Source organism: Peterkaempfera bronchialis (assembly GCF_003258605.2).
Lineage (GTDB): Bacteria > Actinomycetota > Actinomycetes > Streptomycetales > Streptomycetaceae > Peterkaempfera > Peterkaempfera bronchialis.
Genome location: NZ_CP031264.1, coordinates 812025 through 830882, shown reverse-complemented (window position 1 = coordinate 830882; position 18858 = coordinate 812025). Strand labels below are relative to the sequence as shown.

Here is an 18858-nt window from a genome sequence, read left to right as displayed (position 1 = left end):
CCCGGGGGCGTGACTGTCCAGGTCGGAGCGGTCTCGTCCGCATGCTGGGCGGAGTGCGGCGGGGCAGAGTGGGAGCAGGCGGACAAACCCCCCGGAGGGCCTGCGCAGGGCTCCGCTTGAACAGGAGAAGCTTCGGGCATATCGTGTTCTGACTCCAGTTCTTACACTCCAGGTGGGGAAGAGATGAATAATCTTTCGCCGAAGCCCGCTCCGGTCGACAATCTGGCCTGGCAGCGCCTCAAGGAGGCCGTCGAGGCGATACGGCCCCTCCAGGCCAAGGACGGCTCGATCGACCTCACCGGCGCCGACCCCGAGCGCCCAGCCGCCGACCGCGCCGCCGTGGACGCCCTGCTGGAGACCGTCCTCGGCGCCCTCGGCGAGCTGGCCCCGCACTTCCCGCACGACGAGACCTATCTGGAAGCCGTCGCCAAGGACCTGCGCCGCTGGGCCGACGGCGGCTACGGCGTGCCCGACTTCCTGGACTCGCTGCTCGCCTTCCACCCCGCCGACCAGCGGGTGGACGGGCTGGAGCACCTGGTGCTGTTCCCCATGTACACCCAGAACGGCAACCCCCACCGCAACCTCGAAGCGGTCCTGCTGCGCGTGGTGTGGCCCGAGTGGCTGGCCGAGCTGGAGCGCACCCGGTTCGACAACCCCATGTTCGTGCCGATCACCTTCACCGACTTCACCGCCGGGTACGACACCAACTCCGCCGTGCTCTTCCCGGAGACCGTCGCCGTCCGCGAGGTCCCGGAGCGCTTCACCTGGGGCGGCATCTTCTGCGACCGCGAGGCCGCCCGCTTCCGCGCCGTCTCCGGCTCCGCCGTCGACCTGCTCGGCCTGGAGATCCCCGAGGACGCCGCCCGGCTCATCGAGGACCAGCAGCTCGCCCAGCAGACCTTTGTGCTGTGGGACCTCATCCACGACCGCACCCACAGCCACGGCGACCTGCCGTTCGACCCCTTCATGATCAAGCAGCGCAGCCCGTTCTGGATGTACGGGCTGGAGGAGCTGCGCTGCGACCTCACCGCCTTCAAGGAGGCCGTGCGCCTGGAGGCCGAGGGCTACCAGCAGGGCCGCCACGTCCAGTACGCGATCCTCTTCGACCGCCTCTTCCGCTTCCCCGTCACCGGCGACCGGGTGCGCAACTACGACGGCCTGGGCGGCCAGCTGCTCTTCGCGTACCTGCACAAGCACGACGCGCTGCGCTGGACCGACAACCGCCTGCGGATCGACTGGGACCGCGCCGCCGAGGTCACCAACGCCCTCTGCGCCGAGATCGAGACCCTCTACCGCGACGGCATCGACCGGCCCAAGACCGCCCACTGGCTCGCCGCCTACCGGCTGGTCTCCCGCTACCTCACCCCGCACCCCGCCTCCACCTGGGCCAAGGGCGCCGACGCCCTGCCCTTCGACCAGGCCGACGGCAAGGCGCTCAACAAGGCCCTCTGCGACGCGGTGCTGCCGGACGAGTTCCCGCTCTCCATGTTCTACGAGGCCCTGGCCAAGAAGCTGCGCGACGTGATCGCCTCCACCAAGGGCATCACCGGCGCGGCCCCCGAGGAGGCCGCCGCATGACCGCCCCCCGAGGCAGCCTGAACGGCAAGGTCGTCGCCGTGGCCGGAGCCACCGGCCCGGCCGGACGCGCCGCCCTGCGCCGCCTCGCCGCCGACGGCGCCACCGTGGTCGCCGCCGGCACCGACCCCGCCCGGCTGGACGCCGCCCTGGACGCGGTACGCGCCGCCGTGCCCGGCGCCCGCGCCAGCGGGCAGATGGTCGACCTGCTCGACCCGCAGGCCGCCCGCGACTGGGCCGACCACATCGAGGCCGAGCACGGCGGCGTCGACGGCCTGCTCCACCTGGTCGGCGGCTGGCGCGGCGGCAAGACCTTCGCCGACACCGACCTGGACGACTGGGACTTCCTGCACGACCGCGTGGTGCGCACCCTCCAGCACACCACCCTGGCCTTCCAGCCCGCCCTGCTGCGCAGCCCGGCCGGCCGCTTCGCCATGGTCTCGGCCACCGCCGCCCACCGGCCCACCGCCGGCGGGGCCGCGTACGCCGCCGCCAAGGCCGCCACCGAGGCATGGACCCTCTCCCTCGCCGCCTCCTTCGCCAAGGAGACCCCGGGGGAGGGTGTGCCGCCCACCGCGGCGGCTGCGATCCTGGTCATCAAGGCGCTGGTCACCCCGGAGATGCGGCAGCAGCGCCCGGAAGCGAAATTCGCGGGCTTCACGGCGACCGCAGAGCTGGCCGACACCCTGGCCGGACTGTGGGACCGGCCCGCCGACGAACTGAATGGACAGCACCTGTGGCTGACGCCGCGATGAACGACCCCTTCCCGACCCGGACCGACGCGGTACGCCTGCACGACCCCGCCGTACGCGGCTTCGCCAGCGACAACTACGCCGGAGTGCACCCGGAGATCCTGGCCGCCCTCGCCGTCGCCAACGGCGGCCACCAGATCGCCTATGGCGAGGACGACTACACCGCGCACCTCCAGGACGTCTTCCGCCGCCACTTCGGCGACCGCGCCCAGGCCTACCCGGTCTTCAACGGCACCGGAGCCAATGTCGTCGCCCTCCAGGCGCTGCTGCCCCGCTGGGGCGCCGTCGTCGCCGCCGAGAGCGCCCACATCAACGTCGACGAGTGCGGCGCCCCCGAGAAGATCGCGGGCATCAAGCTGCTCACCGTCCCCACCCCCGACGGCAAGCTCACCCCCGAGCTCATCGACCGCCAGGCCTGGGGCTGGGGCGACGAGCACCGCGCCCAGCCGCTCGCCGTCTCCCTCACCCAGAGCACCGAGCTGGGCACCTGCTACACCGCCGACGAGATCAGGGCCATCTGCGACCACGCCCATGAGCGCGGCATGCTGGTCCATGTCGACGGCTCCCGGATCGCCAACGCCGCCGCCACCCTGGACCTGCCGCTGCGCGCCTTCACCAGCGACGCGGGCGTGGATGTGCTCTCCTTCGGCGGCACCAAGAACGGGCTGCTGCTCGGCGAGGCCGTGGTGGTGCTCAACCCCGACCGGGTACGGGACCTGACCTATCTGCGCAAGATGTCGATGCAGCTCGCCTCCAAGATGCGCTTTGTCTCGGTGCAGTTCGAGGCGCTGCTCGGCGGCGACCTCTGGCTGCGCAACGCCTCCCACGCCAATGCCATGGCCAGGCGCCTGGAGGCGGCCGTGCGCACCATCGACGGGGTGGAGGTCGTCCGGCCGGTGCAGGCCAACGCGGTCTTCGCGCTGCTGCCGCGCGAGGTCAGCGAGCGGTTGCAGAAGCGCTACCGCTTCTACTTCTGGGACGAGCACACCGGCGAGGTCCGCTGGATGGCGGCCTTCGACACCACCGAGGCCGACATCGACGCCTTCGCCGCCGCCATCGCGGAGGAGATGGGCAGGCAGTAGGCCGCCCGCACTCACGTCCGGCCCGTGTCCGTTCCCCCCGGACCCGGGCCGGACCCATGCCGTCAGAAGCGCCGCACCCGGCGGACCGCCCGGCGGCCGGGCCGGAAGCCGAGCTGCCGGTAGAGCGCGTCCGCGCCGGTCTGGCTGGCGGTGTCCACCTGCAGCGAGGCGGTGTCGTACCCGGTCTCGGCGGCCTCCGCCATCACCCGGCCCACCAGGGCCGAGGCGACCCCGCGCCCACGGTGGCCGAGGACCGTGCCCACCGTGGAGATCCAGGCGTCCCGCACCCCGGTGGCCTTGGTGTCGGCCTCGAAGTAGTGGGTGACCACCACGCCGACGGCCTCCCCGGTGGCGCCGTCCAGCGCCAGCCACGACAGGGCGGGCCGGAAGGCCGCCGTGCCCGTCTGGTGGTGGTGCCACTGCGCCGCGTTCACCGGCGACGCCCCCCAGTGGTCGGCGAAGGAGCTGTTGCGCACCCGCCGGGCGTCCTCGTCCCGCTCCTTCGACCAGGGAACCAGCACCACCCCGGCCGGCGGCGGCACGGCCTGGGGGCGGTCCGCCAGCCGCTGGGACATCTCGGTGAACCACCGGGCCGCAGTGAAGCCCCGGGAGTCCAGCAGCGACGCACCCCGGGTGTCGCCCTCCGGCAGCTGGGTGTGCAGCTCCAGCGCCTCCGGCGGTCGCCCCGGGTGCCGCGCCCGGTGCAGTTCGGGTGCGCGCTCCAGGGCCCACTCCAGCAGCCGGGAGCCCAGCCCGCTGCCCCGGTGGTCCGGGTGCACGCCGCCTTCGAACCACATCCGGTGCACCGGATCGGCCTCCGGGCGTCCGGCGAGCGTCCCATAGGCGACCATCCGCCCGCCGGAGAAGGCGGCCAGGGTGCCGCGCTCCAGGTCCAGTTCGGGGTCCTGCAACTCCTCGACGAGGTCGTCGGCGCTGTAGAACTCGCCGGCGTCGTCCGCCGTCGCGGTGGCGCTGAGCAGGTCCGCCCAGCCGGGGGTGTCCGCAGGGCTCAGCGCCCGCCAGTCGACCGTCATGGCAGGCGAGACTAGGGAGACCGGCCCGCCGGGGCCAATGGGTTTTCCCGCCGCTCTGCTGCCCGGTCGGTCTCCTAGTGTGCGGCGTCGCGTGCGGCCCGGCGGGCGGCCCGCTCCTGGGACTCCTTCTCGTCCTCGGCCTCGGCGACCTCCAGGGTCGGCGCCGAGCCGCCCAGGTGGGCGGGGAGCCACCAGCGGTCGTCCGGGCCCGACGGCTTGTCCGGGTAGCTGTGCTGGGCGTGGTCCAGCAGGTCGGCCATGGCCTGGCGCAGCCGCCGGGTCACCATCACCGGCCGGTCCTGGGGGGTGAGGTGGATCGGCTCGCCGATCCTGAGGGTGACCGGGGTGTGGCGGCGGGTCAGCTGCCTCGGCCGCCCCTTGGTCCAGAGCCGCTGGGTGCCCCAGACGATCACCGGCAGCAGCGGGACCTGGGCGTCGGCCGCCATCCGGGCCGCACCCGTCTTGAACTTCTTCAGGGTGAAGGACCGGCTGATGGTCGCCTCGGGGAAGACCCCCACCACCTCACCGGCCCGCAGCGCCCGCACCGCGGCGTCATAGGCGGGCTGGCCGTCCGTACGGTCCACCGGGATGTGCCGCATACCGCGCATCAGCGGGCCGGACACCCGGTGCCGGAAGACGTCGTCCTTGGCCATGAAGCGGGTGTGGCGCCGGGCCGACTTCCAGGCGCCCAGTCCGGCGAAGAGGAAGTCCAGGTAGCTGATGTGGTTGCTGACCAGCACGGCACCGCCCTGCCTCGGCACGTGGTGGGCTCCCTCCACCTCGATGCGCAGGTCCAGTGCGCGGAAGGCGGTGAGGGCGGCCCCGATCACAGGCGGGTACACGAACTCAGCCACGGTCAGCCCTACTTCCCACGGGCGGTCGCCCGATCCAGCGGTGCCCGTGGCAGGCGGGACGGCCGACCGGAGGCGCGGCTCGCCCCGGGGCGACGGGCGATACAGCGATGATGGTCCCGCGAAGGAGCAGGCCGTGTCACCTGCGCGGTGCTCCACCGGGCGGAGATTGTCATCACACCCCGGCCGGGGAACCTGCCGAGGGCGGCAGGAGTCACCCGTTCGAGGGGCGGCGCACCCGGGCGTGGCGGGCAGCCGACGGGCGGGCGGCGGGCTGGCTGGACCGGACGGGACGGGACGGGAGGACGCGGGTGCGCGACGAGGGTGTACGGCTGACCGGGCGGGACCTCGGCGCCGCTCTGGGGGAGCGGGCCACGCTGGTGCAGTTCTCCACCGCCTTCTGCCAGCCGTGCCGGGCCACCCGCCGGATCCTGGCGGAGGTGGCCGGGATGGTGGACGGCGTCACCCATGTGGAGGTCGACGCGGAGTCCCGGCTGGAGCTGGTGCGGCGGCTGGAGATCCTGCGCACCCCCACCGTGCTGGTGCTGGACGCCTCGGGACGGGTGGTGCGGCGGGCCTCGGGGCTGCCCCGCCGGGTGGATGTGATCGCGGCGCTGGGCGAGGCGGTCTGATCCCGCTGCCTTCCTGCACTCATACCTTCCTGCCATCCCGGCGGCCGTCGCGTCAATACGGGCAACGTCACAGCGGCCGACCGGCCACGCAGGGTGACGGATCGCCGCTGGTGAGGAAGGATGGGCGACGGGGCTCGGCACACCGACTACGACCGACGTCACAGTTTTGACGAGGCTGGAGGCGGTAGGGAGAGGGTGTGCGGAGCGTAAGCTACTCGCGAGTAGCAGTCATCTGCTACTGGTGAGTAGACTGCCGGAAGTGACCGCCGGGCGTCGCGCGGCCGGTCGTCGCACTGCCGCACCCGCCGGACGTGACCAGTACAGGAGACAGGCCGTGAGCTTGAGGATCGTTGTCTGTGTGAAGTACGTGCCCGATGCGACCGGTGACCGCCGTTTCGCGGACGACACCACGACCGACCGCGAGTCGGTCGACGGGCTGCTGTCGGAGCTGGACGAGTACGGCGTGGAGCAGGCGCTGCGCATCGCTGAGGCTTCCGGCGACGCCGAGGTGACGGTGGTCACGGTGGGTCCGGACGACGCCAAGGACGCGCTGCGCAAGGCGCTGTCGATGGGCGCGGACAAGGCCGTGCACGTCAATGACGACGACATCCACGGCACCGATGTGCTGGGCACCTCGGCGATCCTGGCCAAGGCGCTGGAGAGCACCGGCTACGACCTGGTGGTGTGCGGCATGGCCTCCACCGACGGCTCCATGGGCGTGCTGCCGGCGCTGCTGGCCGAGCGGCTGGGCGTGCCGCAGCTGACCCTGCTCTCCGAGGTCACGGTGGAGGGCGGCACGGTGAAGGGCCGGCGGGACGGCGACACGGCCACCGAGCAGCTGGAGGCCGCGCTGCCGGCGGTGGTCTCGGTGACCGACCAGTCCGGTGAGGCCCGCTACCCCTCCTTCAAGGGCATCATGGCCGCCAAGAAGAAGCCGGTGCAGTCGCTGGACCTGGACGACCTGGGCATCGAGGCGGACGAGGTGGGCCTGGCCGGGTCCTGGACCGCCGTCGACGCCATCGCGGCCCGCCCGGCGCGGACCGCGGGCACCATCGTCAAGGACGAGGGCGAGGGCGGCCGGCAGCTGGCCGAGTTCCTCGCCGCGCAGAAGTTCGTCTGAGCCGCCCCCGTCCACGCATTCACTTCTGGAGACATGAGCAATGGGTGAAGTCCTCGTCCTGGTCGACCATGTGGACGGCCAGGTCCGCAAGCCGGCCCTGGAACTGCTGACGCTGGCCCGCCGGATCGGCGAGCCCTCGGCCGTGGTGCTCGGCGCCGGTGACGCCGCCGCCGCCATCGCCGCCAAGGCCGCCGAGTACGGCGCGGCCAAGGTCTACACCGCCGACGGCGCCGAGTTCGCCGACTACCTGGTGGTCCCCAAGGTCGACGCGCTGACCCAGATCGCCCGCGCCGCCGACCCGGCCGCGATCCTGGTCACCTCCTCCGGCGAGGGCAAGGAGATCGCCGCCCGTACGGCGCTGCGCCTGGAGTCGGGCATCATCACCGACGCGGTGGACGTGGTCGCGGGTGAGAGCGGCCCGGTGGCGGTGCAGTCGGTGTTCGCCGCCTCCTTCCAGGTGTCCTCGCGGGTCTCGCGCGGGGTCCCGGTGATCACGGTCAAGCCGAACGCGGTCGGCCCCGAGCCGGCCCCGGCCGCCGGCGCGGTGGAGAGCGTGAGCGTGGAGTTCAGCGCCGGTGCCGCCGGGACCAGGGTCGTGGCGCGCACGCCCCGGGTCTCCTCGGGCCGCCCGGAGCTGACCGAGGCCGCCATCGTGGTCTCCGGTGGACGCGGCGTCGGCGCCGCCGAGGGCTTCGGCGTGGTGGAGGAGCTGGCCGACGCGCTCGGCGCGGCGGTGGGCGCCTCGCGGGCGGCGGTGGACGCGGGCTGGTACCCGCACACCAACCAGGTCGGCCAGACCGGCAAGCAGGTCTCCCCGCAGCTCTACATCGCCAACGGCATCTCCGGTGCCATCCAGCACCGGGCCGGGATGCAGACCTCCAAGACCATCGTCGCGGTCAACAAGGACCCCGAGGCGCCGATCTTCGACCTGGTCGACTTCGGCGTCGTCGGCGACCTCTTCCAGGTCCTGCCGCAGCTCACCGCCGAGATCAAGGCCCGCAAGGGCTGACCCCGGCTTCCGTACAGCCACTCCGGGCCCCGGCCGCCACCACGGCCGGGGCCCGCACCCGTCGGCCCCCGCCCCGGGCGTCCCTGGGCATAGGGTCGGGGGCGGTACACCACGCTCAGCAGCCATACCTGACACAGCGGCACCGAGGAGGGGACGGGCGGATGCTCACGGCACTGCGCGGCGGACACGGAGACGCCCCGGACGCGCTGCGGATCGACGGCCATGCGATGTCACGGGAGCGACTGCTGGCGGCGGCCACCGCCGCCGCCGACCGGTTCGCCGGGGCGTCCGCCGTCGCCGTCCTGGCCCGGCCCACCGCCGCCACCGTGACCGCCGTGGTCGGCGGACTGCTGGCCGGAGTCCCGGTGGTCCCGCTGCCGCCCGACGCCGGGCCCAAGGAGCGCGACCACATCCTGCGCGACTCCGGCGCCGCGCTGCTCGCCGTCGGACCGGGCGAGCAGGTACCCGACGGCGTCACCATCCCCGCCGTACCGGTCGACCCCGCGGCCCGCTCCGCCACCACCCACCCCGAGCCCGAACCCGGCGCCACCGCCCTGGTGCTCTACACCTCCGGCACCACCGGCGCCCCCAAAGGCGCCGTCGTTTCGCGGCGGGCGGTCGCCGCCGACCTGGACGCGCTGGCCGCCGCCTGGGCCTGGACCGCCGAGGACACCCTGGTCCACGGCCTGCCGCTGTTCCATGTGCACGGGCTGGTGCTCGGCGTGCTGGGCGCACTGCGCACCGGAAGCCGCCTGGTCCACACCGGCCGACCCACCCCTGCGGCCTATGCGGCGGCGGGCGGCACCCTCTACTTCGGCGTACCCACCGTCTGGTCGCGGGTGGCCGCCGACGAGGCCGCCGCCCGCTCCCTGGCCGGTGCCCGGCTGCTGGTCTCCGGCAGCGCCCCGCTGCCGGTGCCGGTCTTCGAGCGGTTGCAGGCGCTCTCCGGGCAGCGGCCGATCGAGCGGTACGGCATGACGGAGACCCTGATCACGGTCTCCACCCGGGCCGACGGCGAGCGGCGCCCGGGCAGCGTGGGCATCCCCGTCGAGGGCGTACGGACCCGGCTGCTCGGCGAGGACGGCACGCCCCTGCCGCACGACGGCGAGAGCGTGGGCGAACTCCAGGTGCGCGGGGCCACCCTCTTCGACGGCTACCTGGGCCGCCCCGACGCGGATGCGCAGTCCTGGACGGACGACGGCTGGTTCCGCACCGGCGACGTGGCGGTGGTGGGCGCGGACGGCTTCCACCGCATCGTCGGGCGCGCCTCGGTGGACCTCATCAAGAGCGGCGGGTTCAAGATCGGCGCGGGCGAGGTGGAGGCCGCCCTGCGCGACCACCCGGCCGTGTCGGACGCCGCCGTGGTCGGCGCCCCCGACACCGACCTGGGCCAGGCCGTGGTCGCCTATGTGGTCACCGACGGCGCGGTCACCGGCGACCAGCTGTCGGCCTTCGTCGCCGACCGGCTCTCGGTCCACAAACGGCCCCGCCGAGTGGTCCTGGTGGACGAGCTGCCGCGCAACGCCATGGGCAAGGTCCTGAAGAAGCAGTTGCTGACCGAGAGTTGACACCCCGGGCCCGGGGCCCTGGACCTCGGCTCATCACCGGCCCGCTCGCGCGACTGCGGCGTGGATCGGGGAGCCCGGCCCCGCTGCTCCCCGGCGGCTGCCTTCCGCCCCGACGGGGTGCGCGGCCCGCGCGGGGCCGTCAGGCGGGCGGGGTCTCGCCGGAGCCCCGGATGATCAGGCGGGCCGGGAGTTCGACGCGGCGGGGCGGGCCGGTGTAGCCGCCGAGGCGGGCGAAGAGCAGCTGGGCGGCGGCGCGGCCCATGCCGGCGGGGTCCTGGGCGACCACGGTGAGGCCGGGGGAGAGCAGGTCGGCGAACTCCAGGTCGTCGAAGCCGATCAGCGCCACCGAGCGGTCCAGGGAGCGCAGCCGCCGCACGGCGGCCACGGTGACCCGGTTGTTGCCGCAGAAGAGCGCCGTGGCCGGGGCCGGGCCGGTCAGGGCGGCGGTGAGCGCGGCGCCGACCCGGTCGGGTGTGGTCGGGCCCATGGCGACCCAGTTGGGGTCCACCGGAAGCCCCGCCTCGGCCATCGCCTCGCGGTAGCCGCGCAGCCGCTCGGCGGCGGTGTGGATGTCCGGCGAGTCGCCGAGGAAGGCGATCCGGCGGTGCCCCTGCCGGATCAGATGGCCGGTCCCCTCGCGGGCACCGGCCGCATTGGCGGCGAGCACCGTGTCGGCGTTCAGCCCCAGCGGCGGCCGGTCGATGAAGACGGTGGCGATCCCGGCCCGTACCTCGGGTGCCAGGTAGCGGTGGTCCGCCCCGGCGGCGGGGACGATCACCAGCCCGTCCACCCGGCGGGCGCAGAAGGCCAGCGCCAACTGCTCCTCGCGCTCCGGGTCCTCGTCGCTGGACCCGGTGAAGAGCAGCGAACCGTGCAGCCGGGAGACCTCCTCCACCGCCCGGCTCAGCGAGGAGTAGAACGGGTCCGCGATGTCCTCCAGCACCAGCCCGACGCTCGCCGTGCGCCCCTTGCGCAGGATGCGGGCGCTGTCGTTGCGGCGGAAGCCCAGCGCGGTGATCGCGGCCTGGACCCGCTCGGCGGTGTCCGAGGTGACCCCGGGTTCGCCGTTGACCACCCGGGAGACCGTCTTGAGCCCCACCCCGGCCCGCGCGGCGACATCCTTCATGGTGGGCCGGTGGCCGTACCGCTGCGCCGGGGGCACGGGTGGCCCGTCGGCGGCGGTCGGGGCTGCCTGCGACTGTCTCGGCACTGGGCTCCTCCTGGACGGCCGTCGGGGGCGGGGGTGGGCGACGGGGCCCGTCGATGGTACGGATCCGGGCCGTCCGCGCGCCACGGACGCGACAACGGACTGGACAACGTTGTCAGTGATGCGGAACATTACACCGGCCGACAGTGGCCGACAGCAAAGCCGACTGCGGCCGAACGGCCAGGCCCGGGACGCCACCCGGTGGACCCCGGTGGACGAGGAAGTGGAAGTGAGCGGATGCAGACGGATCGCACCGGGACCGGGCCGGACCCTCGCGGCGCGGCCGGTGCCGCAGTGATCGAGGGCGGGGCCGGGGGCGGTACGGCAGACCTGGTGGCCGCCCTCGACATCGGCGGTACGAAGATCGCCGGCGCTCTGGTGGACCTCCGGGGCGCCCTCACCGCGCGCACCCAGCGGCCCACCCCCGCCCGCGAGTCCGGCGAGACGGTGATGCGGGCCGTCACCGAGGTGCTGGACGAGTTGTCGGCCGCGCCCGGCTGGCAGCGGGTGCGCGGGGTCGGGATCGGCAGCGCCGGACCGGTCGACGCCGTCCACGGCACCGTCAGCCCGGTCAATATCGCCGGCTGGCGCGACTTCCCGCTGGTCGAACGGGTACGGCGCCACCCGGCCGCAGCCGGACTGCCGGTGCTGCTGATCGGCGACGGCGTCGCGATGACCGCCGCCGAGCACTGGCAGGGCGCCGCGCGCGGCCACGACAACGCGCTCTGCATGGTCGTCTCCACCGGAGTCGGCGGCGGGCTGGTGCTGGGCGGCGCCCTGCACCCCGGCCCCACCGGCAACGCCGGTCACATCGGCCACATCAGCGTGGACCTCGACGGCGACCTCTGCCCCTGCGGCTGCCGAGGCTGCGTGGAGGTGATCGCCAGCGGTACCTCCATCGCCCGGCGCGCTCTGCGGGACGGCTGGCAGCCCGCCGGTGACGACTCCTCGGCTGCCGCCGTCGCCGTCTCCGCGCGGGCCGGTGACCCGGTGGCGCTGGCCGCGTACGACCGCGCAGCGCAGGCGCTGGCCGCCGGGATCGCGGCGACCGCGACGCTGGTGGAGATCGATGTGGCGGTGATCGGCGGCGGGGTCGCGCAGGCCGGCGAGGTCCTCTTCGGGCCGCTGCGGGAGCGGCTGGCGCAGTATGCGACGCTGCCCTTCGTCCGGGGCCTGGAGGTGCGGGCCGCCCAACTGGGCACCGACGCGGGCCTGGTGGGCGCGGCTGCCGCCGCGATCGAGGCGCTGGGGCTGCGCGGCCGGGAGGCGCGCGACTGAGCGGGGACCGGCGTACGGCCGGTGCCCCGGGCTTGCCGTCAGTTCGGGCGCCGGCGCAGGCGTGGAGGGCGGGGGCGCGCGGGTAGGAATACAGGGGACGGCGTGCAACTGCCGCTCCCGAGTACCTGGAACCGCCGGCCGCCCCCTGCGGGCACGGTCGACTGAGGAGCCGGCAGGGCCACCCGCAGGGCGGGCCCGAGGGCCGGGTGGGCCTACAGCAGGGGGCTGTGTGATCGTCTGGGTCAATGGGGCCTTCGGCGCGGGCAAGACCAGCGCCTGCCGGGAACTCACCGCACTGCTGCCGGGCAGTGTGCTGTACGACCCGGAACTGGTCGGGTCGGGGCTGACCAGGATGCTGCCGGAGCGCCGTCTGGCGGGCGTCTCCGACTTCCAGGACCTGCCGTCGTGGCGGCTGCTGGTGCCCGAGGTGGCGGCGGCGCTGCTGGCGGAGGTGGAGGGACCGCTGGTGGTCCCGATGACGCTGCTGCGGCAGGAGTACCGGGACGAGATCTTCGGCGCGCTCGCCGCCCGCCGCATCCCGGTCCACCATGTGCTGCTGCACGCCGGGGAAACGATCCTCCGGGCACGCATCGCAGCCCGCGCGGCGGACCCCGGACACCCCGACCACGGCGAGAAGGCCGGCCGCTGGTCCCTGGACCACCTGCCGCACTACCGGGCGGCGCTGCCCTGGCTCACCGCCGACGCCGCCGTCATCGACACCACCGCGCTCACCCCGCGCGCCGTCGCCGAGCGCATCGCCGCCCTGGTCCGGCAGGGCACCGCCCACCGTCCCATCGTGCAGACTCCGCTCCCCGCCGCCGACACCGTCGCCGCCGCCGTGCTGCTCTTCGACGAGCAGGACCGGGTCCTGCTGGTCGACCCGGTCTACAAACCGGGCTGGGAGTTCCCCGGCGGAGTGGTGGAACGCGGCGAGGCCCCCACCCTGGCGGGGGTGCGGGAGGCCGCCGAGGAGCTTTCCATCGGGCTGGACCGCCGCACGCTGCGGCTGCTGGTGGTCGACTGGGAACCCCACACCGGGCCCAGACGCGGCGGCATGCGGCTGGTCTACGACGGCGGCCGGCTCGACGCCGCCGGGCAGGCGCGGCTGCGGCTGCCCGCCGAGGAACTGCGCTCCTGGCGGTTCGTCACCCTGCGGGAGGCGGAGCAGCTGCTGGCCCCCGGCAAGGCGCGGCGGCTGGCGGCGGCGCTCCGCGCCCGCGAACTGGGCGAGGTGCTCGCCCTGGAGGCCGGAGTCCCGGTGGGGGAGGGCGCCGCAGAGGCCGTGGTCGACGGCTGAACCGGTCCCGTTCGCCGCCGCCCGGAGGGTCCGGCAGGATGGCGCAATGCCGTTCACCTTCAGCCACCCGGCCGCCGTCCTGCCCTTGCTGCGGCGTGGCCGCGCCCGTGGCCCGCTGGTCGCGTCCGCGCTGGTCGCCGGGTCCATGGCGCCCGATGTGCCGTACTTCGCCGACTCGCTGATCCGAGGGACCTTCGAGTACGGCACGGTCACCCACAGCCTCTGGGCGATCCCCACCGTGGACGTGGCCATCGCCGGCGCGCTGGTGGCGGCCTGGCACGGGCTGCTGCGCGAGCCGCTGACCGCCCTGCTGCCCGACCGCTGGGCGGCGGCCGTCCACACCCTGACGGCGCCTCGGCGGCGCGGCCTCCGCCCGGCGGACGCGGGCTGGTTCGTCCTCTCGGCGGCGGTCGGCGCCGCCACCCATGTGGGCTGGGACGCCTTCACCCACCACGACCGGGCCGGGGTGCGGCTGCTCCCGGTGCTCAACCGGACGGTCTCCGGGGAGCCGCTTTTCCACCTGCTCCAGTACGGCAGTTCGGCGGTGGCGCTGGTCTGGCTCGCCGTCTACGCGGTCCGTACGACGCGCAGGGCCGCCGCTTCGGAGGCTGCTTCGACCGAGACCGAGACCGAGACCGAGGCCGAGGCCGGACCGGGGGCCGGACCCGATCCGGAGCCGGAGCCCGCCCCTGCCGCCGTGCCCGGCACCGGCGGAGTGGCCGTGGCCGCCCGTCCGGCCATCCGTCAGCGCCGCCGGCCGCGGCTGTCGGGCCGGGCGCGGGCCGGGACGGCCGCCTTCGTCACAGCGGCGGGCATCGCGGGCGCCGTCCACCGAGTGGCCCGCTGGACCTCGCTGCACGGCACCACCGACTCCGTCGCCGACCTGGTCCCCACCGCCTGCTTCGGCGCCGGAACCGGCCTCGCCGCAGGTCTGCTGCTGTACGCGGCGGCGGCACGCATCCGCAGCGCCCGCCAGGACTGACCCGCCCCGGCCCGCTGCGCGGACGGCACCGCATCCGCAGCGGCGGCCCCCCGGACGGCCCAAGCAGGGGGACGCCGTTGTGCGCCGGGGTGCGGCGGCGGCAGAGCGGGGTTCCGACCGGCGATCCCACCGGCCGCGCAGGTGCCGGGTGATCGTCAGGTCGCTCGCGCCGCATAGGATGGCGCAACGTGACGGACAACTCCGAGGACGTCTGGGACGTCGTGGTGGTCGGCGCTGGGCCGGCCGGATCTTCTGCTGCGTACGCGGCCGCCATGGCGGGACGCAAGGTGCTGCTGCTCGACAAGGTCGAGCACCCCCGCTACAAGACCTGCGGGGGAGGGATCATCGGCCCGTCCCGCGACGCGCTGCCGCCGGGCTTTGCGCTGCCGCTCCAGGACCGGGTGCACGCCGTCACCTTCTCCCTGGACGGCCGCTGGGAGCGCACCCGCCGCTCCCGGCGGATGATGTTCGGCCTGGTCAACCGCGACGAGTTCGACCACGGCCTGGTCAAGGCCGCACAGCAGGCCGGTGCCGCGCTGGAGACCGGCGTCGCGGTGACGGGGGTGGAGCAGCACGGGGACCGGGTGCCCGACCGCCGTACCGTCGCGCTCGCCACCGGCGACGGGCGGACCCTGCTGGCCCGCGCCGTGGTGGGCGCCGACGGCAGCGCGGGCCGCATCGGCCGCCATGTCGGGGTCTCCTTCGACCAGATCGACCTGGGCCTGGAGGCCGAGATCCCGGTCCCCGAGGAGGTCGCCCGGTTCTGGGCGGGCCGCATCCACCTCGACTGGGGGCCGATGCCCGGCTCGTACGGCTGGGTCTTCCCCAAGACCGCGTCCCGCTCGCTGACCGTCGGGGTGATCGCCGCCCGAGGCCAGGGCGAGCGGACCAAGCAGTACCTGTCCGACTACATCGGGCGGCTGGGCCTGGCCGGGTTCCGCCCGGCCGTGGAGTCCGGGCATCTGACGCGCTGCCGCGCCGAGGACTCACCGCTCTCCCGGGGCCGCGTGCTGGTGGCGGGCGACGCGGCCGGGCTGCTGGAGCCATGGACCCGGGAGGGCATCTCCTACGCGCTGCGCTCCGGCCGGTTGGCCGGTGAGTGGGCGGTACGGGTCGCCGAGGCGGCCGACGGCGTCGATGTGCGGCGGCAGGCCCTCAACTACGCCTTCGCCATCAAGGCCGGGCTGGGCGTGGAGATGCGGGCCGGCAAGCAGCTGCTGGCGGCGTTCGAGCGGCGCCCCGCCGTGTTCCACGCCGGGGTGACCACGGTGCCGCCGATCTGGCGGGCCTTCGTCCAGGTCACCCAGGGCGCAACCACCTTCGCCGAGGCACTGCGCCAGTACCGCGGCGTGCAGCGGCTGATGGCCGTCGCCACCCGCTGAGCCACGGGCCGGGGGCGGGCGGCGGTCGGTGGCCGTCACCGCCGTCGCCGAGGTCCTCCGGACCACGTGGGTAGTCGCGATGCGTGCTTTCCCGATTTCGCATTGTTGCAACTGATTCCTCTTGCGCGCCGGTTGACGGGCCGACAGCATCGAACGCAACACGAGGGAAGGGGAGCCCATGAGGCTGACCAAGTGGGCGAGTAACTGTGAGTCCGGCCCGTGCCCGACCGTATGGGGTACGGACGGAACGGATGTGATCGCCCAGGGCTTCAAAGTGGACGACCCCTGGGCGTTCGATGAATCCGCCAGTGAGGGCTTTCCAATCTCACGCTGATGTGGCGAGCTGCAGGGCCAGGACGGCCTTGACGATGTTGGTGATGCGGGTGGTGCTGCAGCGAAGCTTGCGCAGGAGGCGCCAGGTCTTGAGGGTGGCCATGGCCTGCTCGCCGACCGCGCGGATCTTCGCGTGAGCGCGGTTGACGGCCTTCTGACCTGAGAAAAGCTTGTCCCACCGGCCTCGGTAGGGGACGCGAACGGCCGGGCCTGCGCCCTGGTAGGCCTTGTCCGCCCAGCACGGGATGCTCGCGGTGTTGAGCGCGTCGAGGATGCCGTGGGTGCGGGCAGCCTTGATGTCGTGTACCGCGCCGGGCAGGGCCGGTGACACCCAGATCACCTTCCCGAAGGCGTCGGTGAGGACCTGGACGTTCATGCCGTGGCGCTTGTGCTTGCCGGAGTAGGAGGGCCGGTCGGCGGCGACGCGGTCGATGGGCGGCAGGGTGCCGTCCAGGATCACGAACGCCTTGGTCGCGGCGACGGCTACCGCCTCCTCCAGGGTGGGCGCGAGCTCGGCCAGGACCTCGACGGCCTCGGTGACGTAGCGGTGGGCGGTGGCCAGTCCGACGCCGAACCCGGCAGCGAGTTGCGTGAAGGTGTGGCCGCAGCGCAGGTGGGCCAGGCCCATCAGCGCCTGCCGGCCGCAGGTCAGCCGCCGCCACCGGGTCCCGATCCGGCGGCGTCGGGCGGCCAGTTCCCTTCCCAGCAGCCGCAGCGCGGAAGTGGACAGATCCAGCCCGGACGGGTAGACAAGCACACGAAGCTCCTGGCGGAGAAGGTTGATCTTGGTTGACAACCCATCTACCAGGAGCTTCGTCGCGTTGTCACCACAACGGTCTTGCCTCGCACGGAGGTGGCGATCACCGGCTCCATCCACACCGGCGTGGTGCGGGCCTACGACGTGATCCGGATGCTGTCGCGCGAGGGCCGGCCCACCCCGCTGGGCGACGCGATCGCGCACTACGGGCGGATCGCCAAGACTCTGCACATCCTGCGTCTGGCGGACGAGCCGACCTACCGGCGGAAGATCAAGGTGCAGGCCAACCTCCAGGAGGGGCGCCACGCGCTCGCCCGGAAGATCTTCCACGGCAAGGCCGGGCAGCTCTACCAGCGCTACCAGGACGGCATGGAAGACCAGATCGGCGCGCTCGGACTCGTGCTCAACGCCGTCGTACTCTTCAATACCCGATACATGGATGCCGCGGTGAACCAGCTCCGCGCGGACGGCTTCGACGTCCGAGACGAGGACCTGGCCCGCCTCTCACCGTTTGTCCGGCAGCACATCAACATGCTGGGCCGGTGCTCCTTCCAGCTCCCCGACCTGCCCGGGGGCCTACGACCGCTGCGCGACCCGGACGCTGACGCAGACCACCCGCAGAGCGCCGTAGCAACCGGCTCCCACCTGCGGATCGTCATACAGGCGGTCTGCGGTGCGGAGCCGAGCGAGGAGCACTGGTTGACCTTCACCTGGGGGGAAGCCCCAGCATCAGTGAGGCCGGGCGAGGTGCCCGGCACGAGGAGGAACGGGCATGGAGCTGCTGACCATCGGGGCATTCTCGAAGGCGTCCCGGCTGTCGCCGAAGGCACTGCGCCTGTACGACGAGCTCGGACTGCTGACCCCGGCCCGCGTCGACCCGGCGAACGGCTACCGCTTCTACGCCCCCGGGCAACTGGAGCGCGCCCAGCTGGTGGCCTGGCTTCGCAGGCTCGGCATGCCCCTGGCCCGCATCCGCGAGGTAGGCGAACTCGACGCAGCCGCAGCCGCGCAGGAGGTCCGCGCGTTCTGGGCCCGGATCGAAGCCGACACCACCGCGCGCCGGGACCTGGCCACCTTCCTCATCGACCACCTGACCTGGAAGGACCCCGTCATGTCATCGACCACCAACCCCCTGCACCTGCGCTACGCCGCACTGTCGGACACCGGCCTGGTGCGCGACAGCAACCAGGACACCGCCTACGCCGGATCCCGGCTGCTCGCGGTGGCCGACGGCTTCGGCCCGGCCGGCGCCCCCGTCAGCGCGGCCGCCGTCGAGGTGCTCAAGCGCCTGGAGGGCGACAGCATCCCGGCGGGAGACCTTCTCAACGTCCTGGGTGACGCGATCGAGCAGGCCCAGCAGGCCGTGCGTGGTGTCGCCTCCAGCGGCCCCGCCCCGCAGGAGGCGGGCACGACCCTGACCGCGATGCTCTGGACCGGATCCCAGCTGGCCCTGGTCCACATCGGCGACTCCCGGGCCTACCTCCTGCGCAACGGCGAGCTCTTCCAGATCACCCACGACCACACGCTGGTGCAGTCGATGGTCGACGAGGGCCGCATCACCGCGGACGAGGCCACCTCCCACCCGCAGCGCTCGCTCCTGATGCGGGCTCTGGTCGAGGCCTCCGATGCCGCCGCCGACATTCGCCTGCACGATGCCCGGCCTGGAGACCGCTACCTGCTGTGCTCGGACGGCCTGTCCGCGGTCGTCGCGACCGAGGACCTGCACCAGGTCCTCTCCGCCGTCGCCGATCCCGAGCAGGCGGTGCGCGAGCTCATCACCCTGGCCAACCGTGCCGGCGGTCCCGACAACGTCAGCTGCGTGGTCGCCGACGTGCTGGAGCTCCAGCAGTAGGGGCGGGCGCCATGCAGGTCGACACGCTCATCGCCCTGGCCCGGTTCCGACACCAGGAACTGATCGACGCAGCCGCCCGGGACCGACTCGCGCGGCAAGCCGCGAAAACCCACCCAGTTCTGCGGATCCCCACAGCCGACACGCGTC

The 18858-nt window shown here is 73.7% G+C and carries 16 protein-coding genes and 1 pseudogene; 13 read left to right on the top strand and 4 right to left on the bottom strand.

The genetic code is table 11. The features are described 5' to 3' along the window. Window positions 1–183: 183 nt before the first annotated feature. From C7M71_RS03685 to C7M71_RS03675, 3 genes are read left to right on the top strand one after another with little or no spacing between them, the layout of a single operon-like run. On the top strand, window positions 184–1578 hold the full coding sequence (locus C7M71_RS03685; RefSeq protein ID WP_111494272.1) for a DUF6421 family protein: 1395 nt from the start codon (window positions 184–186) through the stop codon (window positions 1576–1578). Then, window positions 1575–2330 (top strand): SDR family NAD(P)-dependent oxidoreductase, encoded by a 756-nt coding sequence (locus C7M71_RS03680; RefSeq protein WP_114914161.1) that lies wholly within the window; start codon window positions 1575–1577, stop codon window positions 2328–2330. Before C7M71_RS03685 ends, C7M71_RS03680 begins: the two co-directional genes overlap by 4 nt. Beyond that, window positions 2327–3409 carry a threonine aldolase family protein gene (locus tag C7M71_RS03675; RefSeq protein ID WP_111492242.1) on the top strand — a complete coding sequence of 361 codons (1083 nt, stop codon included), beginning with the start codon at window positions 2327–2329 and terminating at the stop codon, window positions 3407–3409. The genes C7M71_RS03680 and C7M71_RS03675 overlap by 4 nt, the downstream gene beginning before the upstream one ends. Before the next feature lie 62 nt (window positions 3410–3471). On the opposite strand, the gene C7M71_RS03670 is transcribed toward C7M71_RS03675, so the two are convergent. Beyond that, window positions 3472–4443, bottom strand: a complete 972-nt coding sequence (locus C7M71_RS03670; RefSeq protein WP_111492233.1) for a GNAT family N-acetyltransferase — start codon at window positions 4441–4443, stop codon at window positions 3472–3474. 74 nt (window positions 4444–4517) lie between these two features. After that, window positions 4518–5297, bottom strand: a complete 780-nt coding sequence (locus C7M71_RS03665; protein ID WP_111492234.1) for a lysophospholipid acyltransferase family protein — start codon at window positions 5295–5297, stop codon at window positions 4518–4520. 275 nt (window positions 5298–5572) lie between these two features. On the opposite strand from C7M71_RS03665, the gene C7M71_RS31390 reads away from it, so the two are divergent. The 4 genes from C7M71_RS31390 to C7M71_RS03645 all read left to right on the top strand — a co-directional run bounded on the left by C7M71_RS31390 (window position 5573) and on the right by C7M71_RS03645 (window position 9623). Beyond that, complete coding sequence (locus C7M71_RS31390) at window positions 5573–5926, top strand: thioredoxin family protein (protein ID WP_111492243.1); 354 nt, start codon at window positions 5573–5575, stop codon at window positions 5924–5926. A 334-nt stretch (window positions 5927–6260) separates the two neighbouring features. After that, on the top strand, window positions 6261–7046 hold the full coding sequence (locus C7M71_RS03655; RefSeq protein WP_111492235.1) for an electron transfer flavoprotein subunit beta/FixA family protein: 786 nt from the start codon (window positions 6261–6263) through the stop codon (window positions 7044–7046). A 40-nt stretch (window positions 7047–7086) separates the two neighbouring features. After that, window positions 7087–8055: an electron transfer flavoprotein subunit alpha/FixB family protein gene (locus C7M71_RS03650; RefSeq protein ID WP_111492236.1), complete on the top strand. Its 969-nt coding sequence runs from the start codon at window positions 7087–7089 to the stop codon at window positions 8053–8055. A gap of 161 nt (window positions 8056–8216) precedes the next feature. Further along, window positions 8217–9623 carry an acyl-CoA synthetase gene (locus tag C7M71_RS03645; RefSeq protein WP_111492237.1) on the top strand — a complete coding sequence of 469 codons (1407 nt, stop codon included), beginning with the start codon at window positions 8217–8219 and terminating at the stop codon, window positions 9621–9623. A gap of 139 nt (window positions 9624–9762) precedes the next feature. Here the strand turns inward: C7M71_RS03645 and C7M71_RS03640 are convergent, their stop codons facing one another. Then, complete coding sequence (locus C7M71_RS03640) at window positions 9763–10749, bottom strand: LacI family DNA-binding transcriptional regulator (protein ID WP_111492244.1); 987 nt, start codon at window positions 10747–10749, stop codon at window positions 9763–9765. 318 nt (window positions 10750–11067) lie between these two features. Between C7M71_RS03640 and C7M71_RS03635 the strand changes: the two genes are divergently transcribed. From C7M71_RS03635 to C7M71_RS03620, 4 genes are all read left to right on the top strand, one after another. Beyond that, window positions 11068–12108 carry an ROK family protein gene (locus C7M71_RS03635; protein WP_111492238.1) on the top strand — a complete coding sequence of 347 codons (1041 nt, stop codon included), beginning with the start codon at window positions 11068–11070 and terminating at the stop codon, window positions 12106–12108. A gap of 229 nt (window positions 12109–12337) precedes the next feature. After that, a complete protein-coding gene (locus C7M71_RS03630) occupies window positions 12338–13405 on the top strand; it encodes an NUDIX domain-containing protein (protein WP_111492239.1) in 1068 nt (355 codons plus the stop codon). Window positions 13406–13451: 46 nt separating this feature from the next. Further along, a complete protein-coding gene (locus C7M71_RS03625; RefSeq protein ID WP_111492240.1) occupies window positions 13452–14387 on the top strand; it encodes a DUF4184 family protein in 936 nt (311 codons plus the stop codon). A 188-nt stretch (window positions 14388–14575) separates the two neighbouring features. Next, window positions 14576–15769 carry a geranylgeranyl reductase family protein gene (locus C7M71_RS03620; RefSeq protein ID WP_229758519.1) on the top strand — a complete coding sequence of 398 codons (1194 nt, stop codon included), beginning with the start codon at window positions 14576–14578 and terminating at the stop codon, window positions 15767–15769. Between the two features lie 325 nt (window positions 15770–16094). On the opposite strand, the gene C7M71_RS03615 is transcribed toward C7M71_RS03620, so the two are convergent. Beyond that, the gene (locus C7M71_RS03615; protein ID WP_114914160.1) at window positions 16095–16859 is read right to left on the bottom strand and encodes a transposase family protein; all 765 of its coding nucleotides are present in this window, start codon (window positions 16857–16859) and stop codon (window positions 16095–16097) included. A 111-nt stretch (window positions 16860–16970) separates the two neighbouring features. Between C7M71_RS03615 and C7M71_RS03610 the strand changes: the two are divergent. Together C7M71_RS03610 and C7M71_RS03605 are read left to right on the top strand one after the other, a co-directional pair. Then, window positions 16971–17462, top strand: a pseudogene (locus C7M71_RS03610) (Tn3 family transposase); the annotation flags it as partial. 169 nt (window positions 17463–17631) lie between these two features. Next, window positions 17632–18711: a MerR family transcriptional regulator gene (locus C7M71_RS03605; protein WP_111492501.1), complete on the top strand. Its 1080-nt coding sequence runs from the start codon at window positions 17632–17634 to the stop codon at window positions 18709–18711. Window positions 18712–18858 lie beyond the last annotated feature (147 nt).

Excerpts from the sequence above, each read along its gene's own strand:
- C7M71_RS03625 (WP_111492240.1), top strand. The coding sequence starts at position 13,452 with ATGCCGTTCACCTTCAGCCACCCGGCCGCCGTCCTGCCCTTGCTGCGG.
- C7M71_RS03640 (WP_111492244.1), bottom strand. The coding sequence starts at position 10,749 with ATGAAGGATGTCGCCGCGCGGGCCGGGGTGGGGCTCAAGACGGTCTCC.
- C7M71_RS03635 (WP_111492238.1), top strand. The coding sequence starts at position 11,068 with ATGCAGACGGATCGCACCGGGACCGGGCCGGACCCTCGCGGCGCGGCC.
- C7M71_RS03645 (WP_111492237.1), top strand. The coding sequence starts at position 8,217 with ATGCTCACGGCACTGCGCGGCGGACACGGAGACGCCCCGGACGCGCTG.
- C7M71_RS03650 (WP_111492236.1), top strand. The coding sequence starts at position 7,087 with ATGGGTGAAGTCCTCGTCCTGGTCGACCATGTGGACGGCCAGGTCCGC.
- C7M71_RS03680 (WP_114914161.1), top strand. The coding sequence starts at position 1,575 with ATGACCGCCCCCCGAGGCAGCCTGAACGGCAAGGTCGTCGCCGTGGCC.
- C7M71_RS03605 (WP_111492501.1), top strand. The coding sequence starts at position 17,632 with ATGGAGCTGCTGACCATCGGGGCATTCTCGAAGGCGTCCCGGCTGTCG.
- C7M71_RS03675 (WP_111492242.1), top strand. The coding sequence starts at position 2,327 with ATGAACGACCCCTTCCCGACCCGGACCGACGCGGTACGCCTGCACGAC.
- C7M71_RS03685 (WP_111494272.1), top strand. The coding sequence starts at position 184 with ATGAATAATCTTTCGCCGAAGCCCGCTCCGGTCGACAATCTGGCCTGG.
- C7M71_RS03670 (WP_111492233.1), bottom strand. The coding sequence starts at position 4,443 with ATGACGGTCGACTGGCGGGCGCTGAGCCCTGCGGACACCCCCGGCTGG.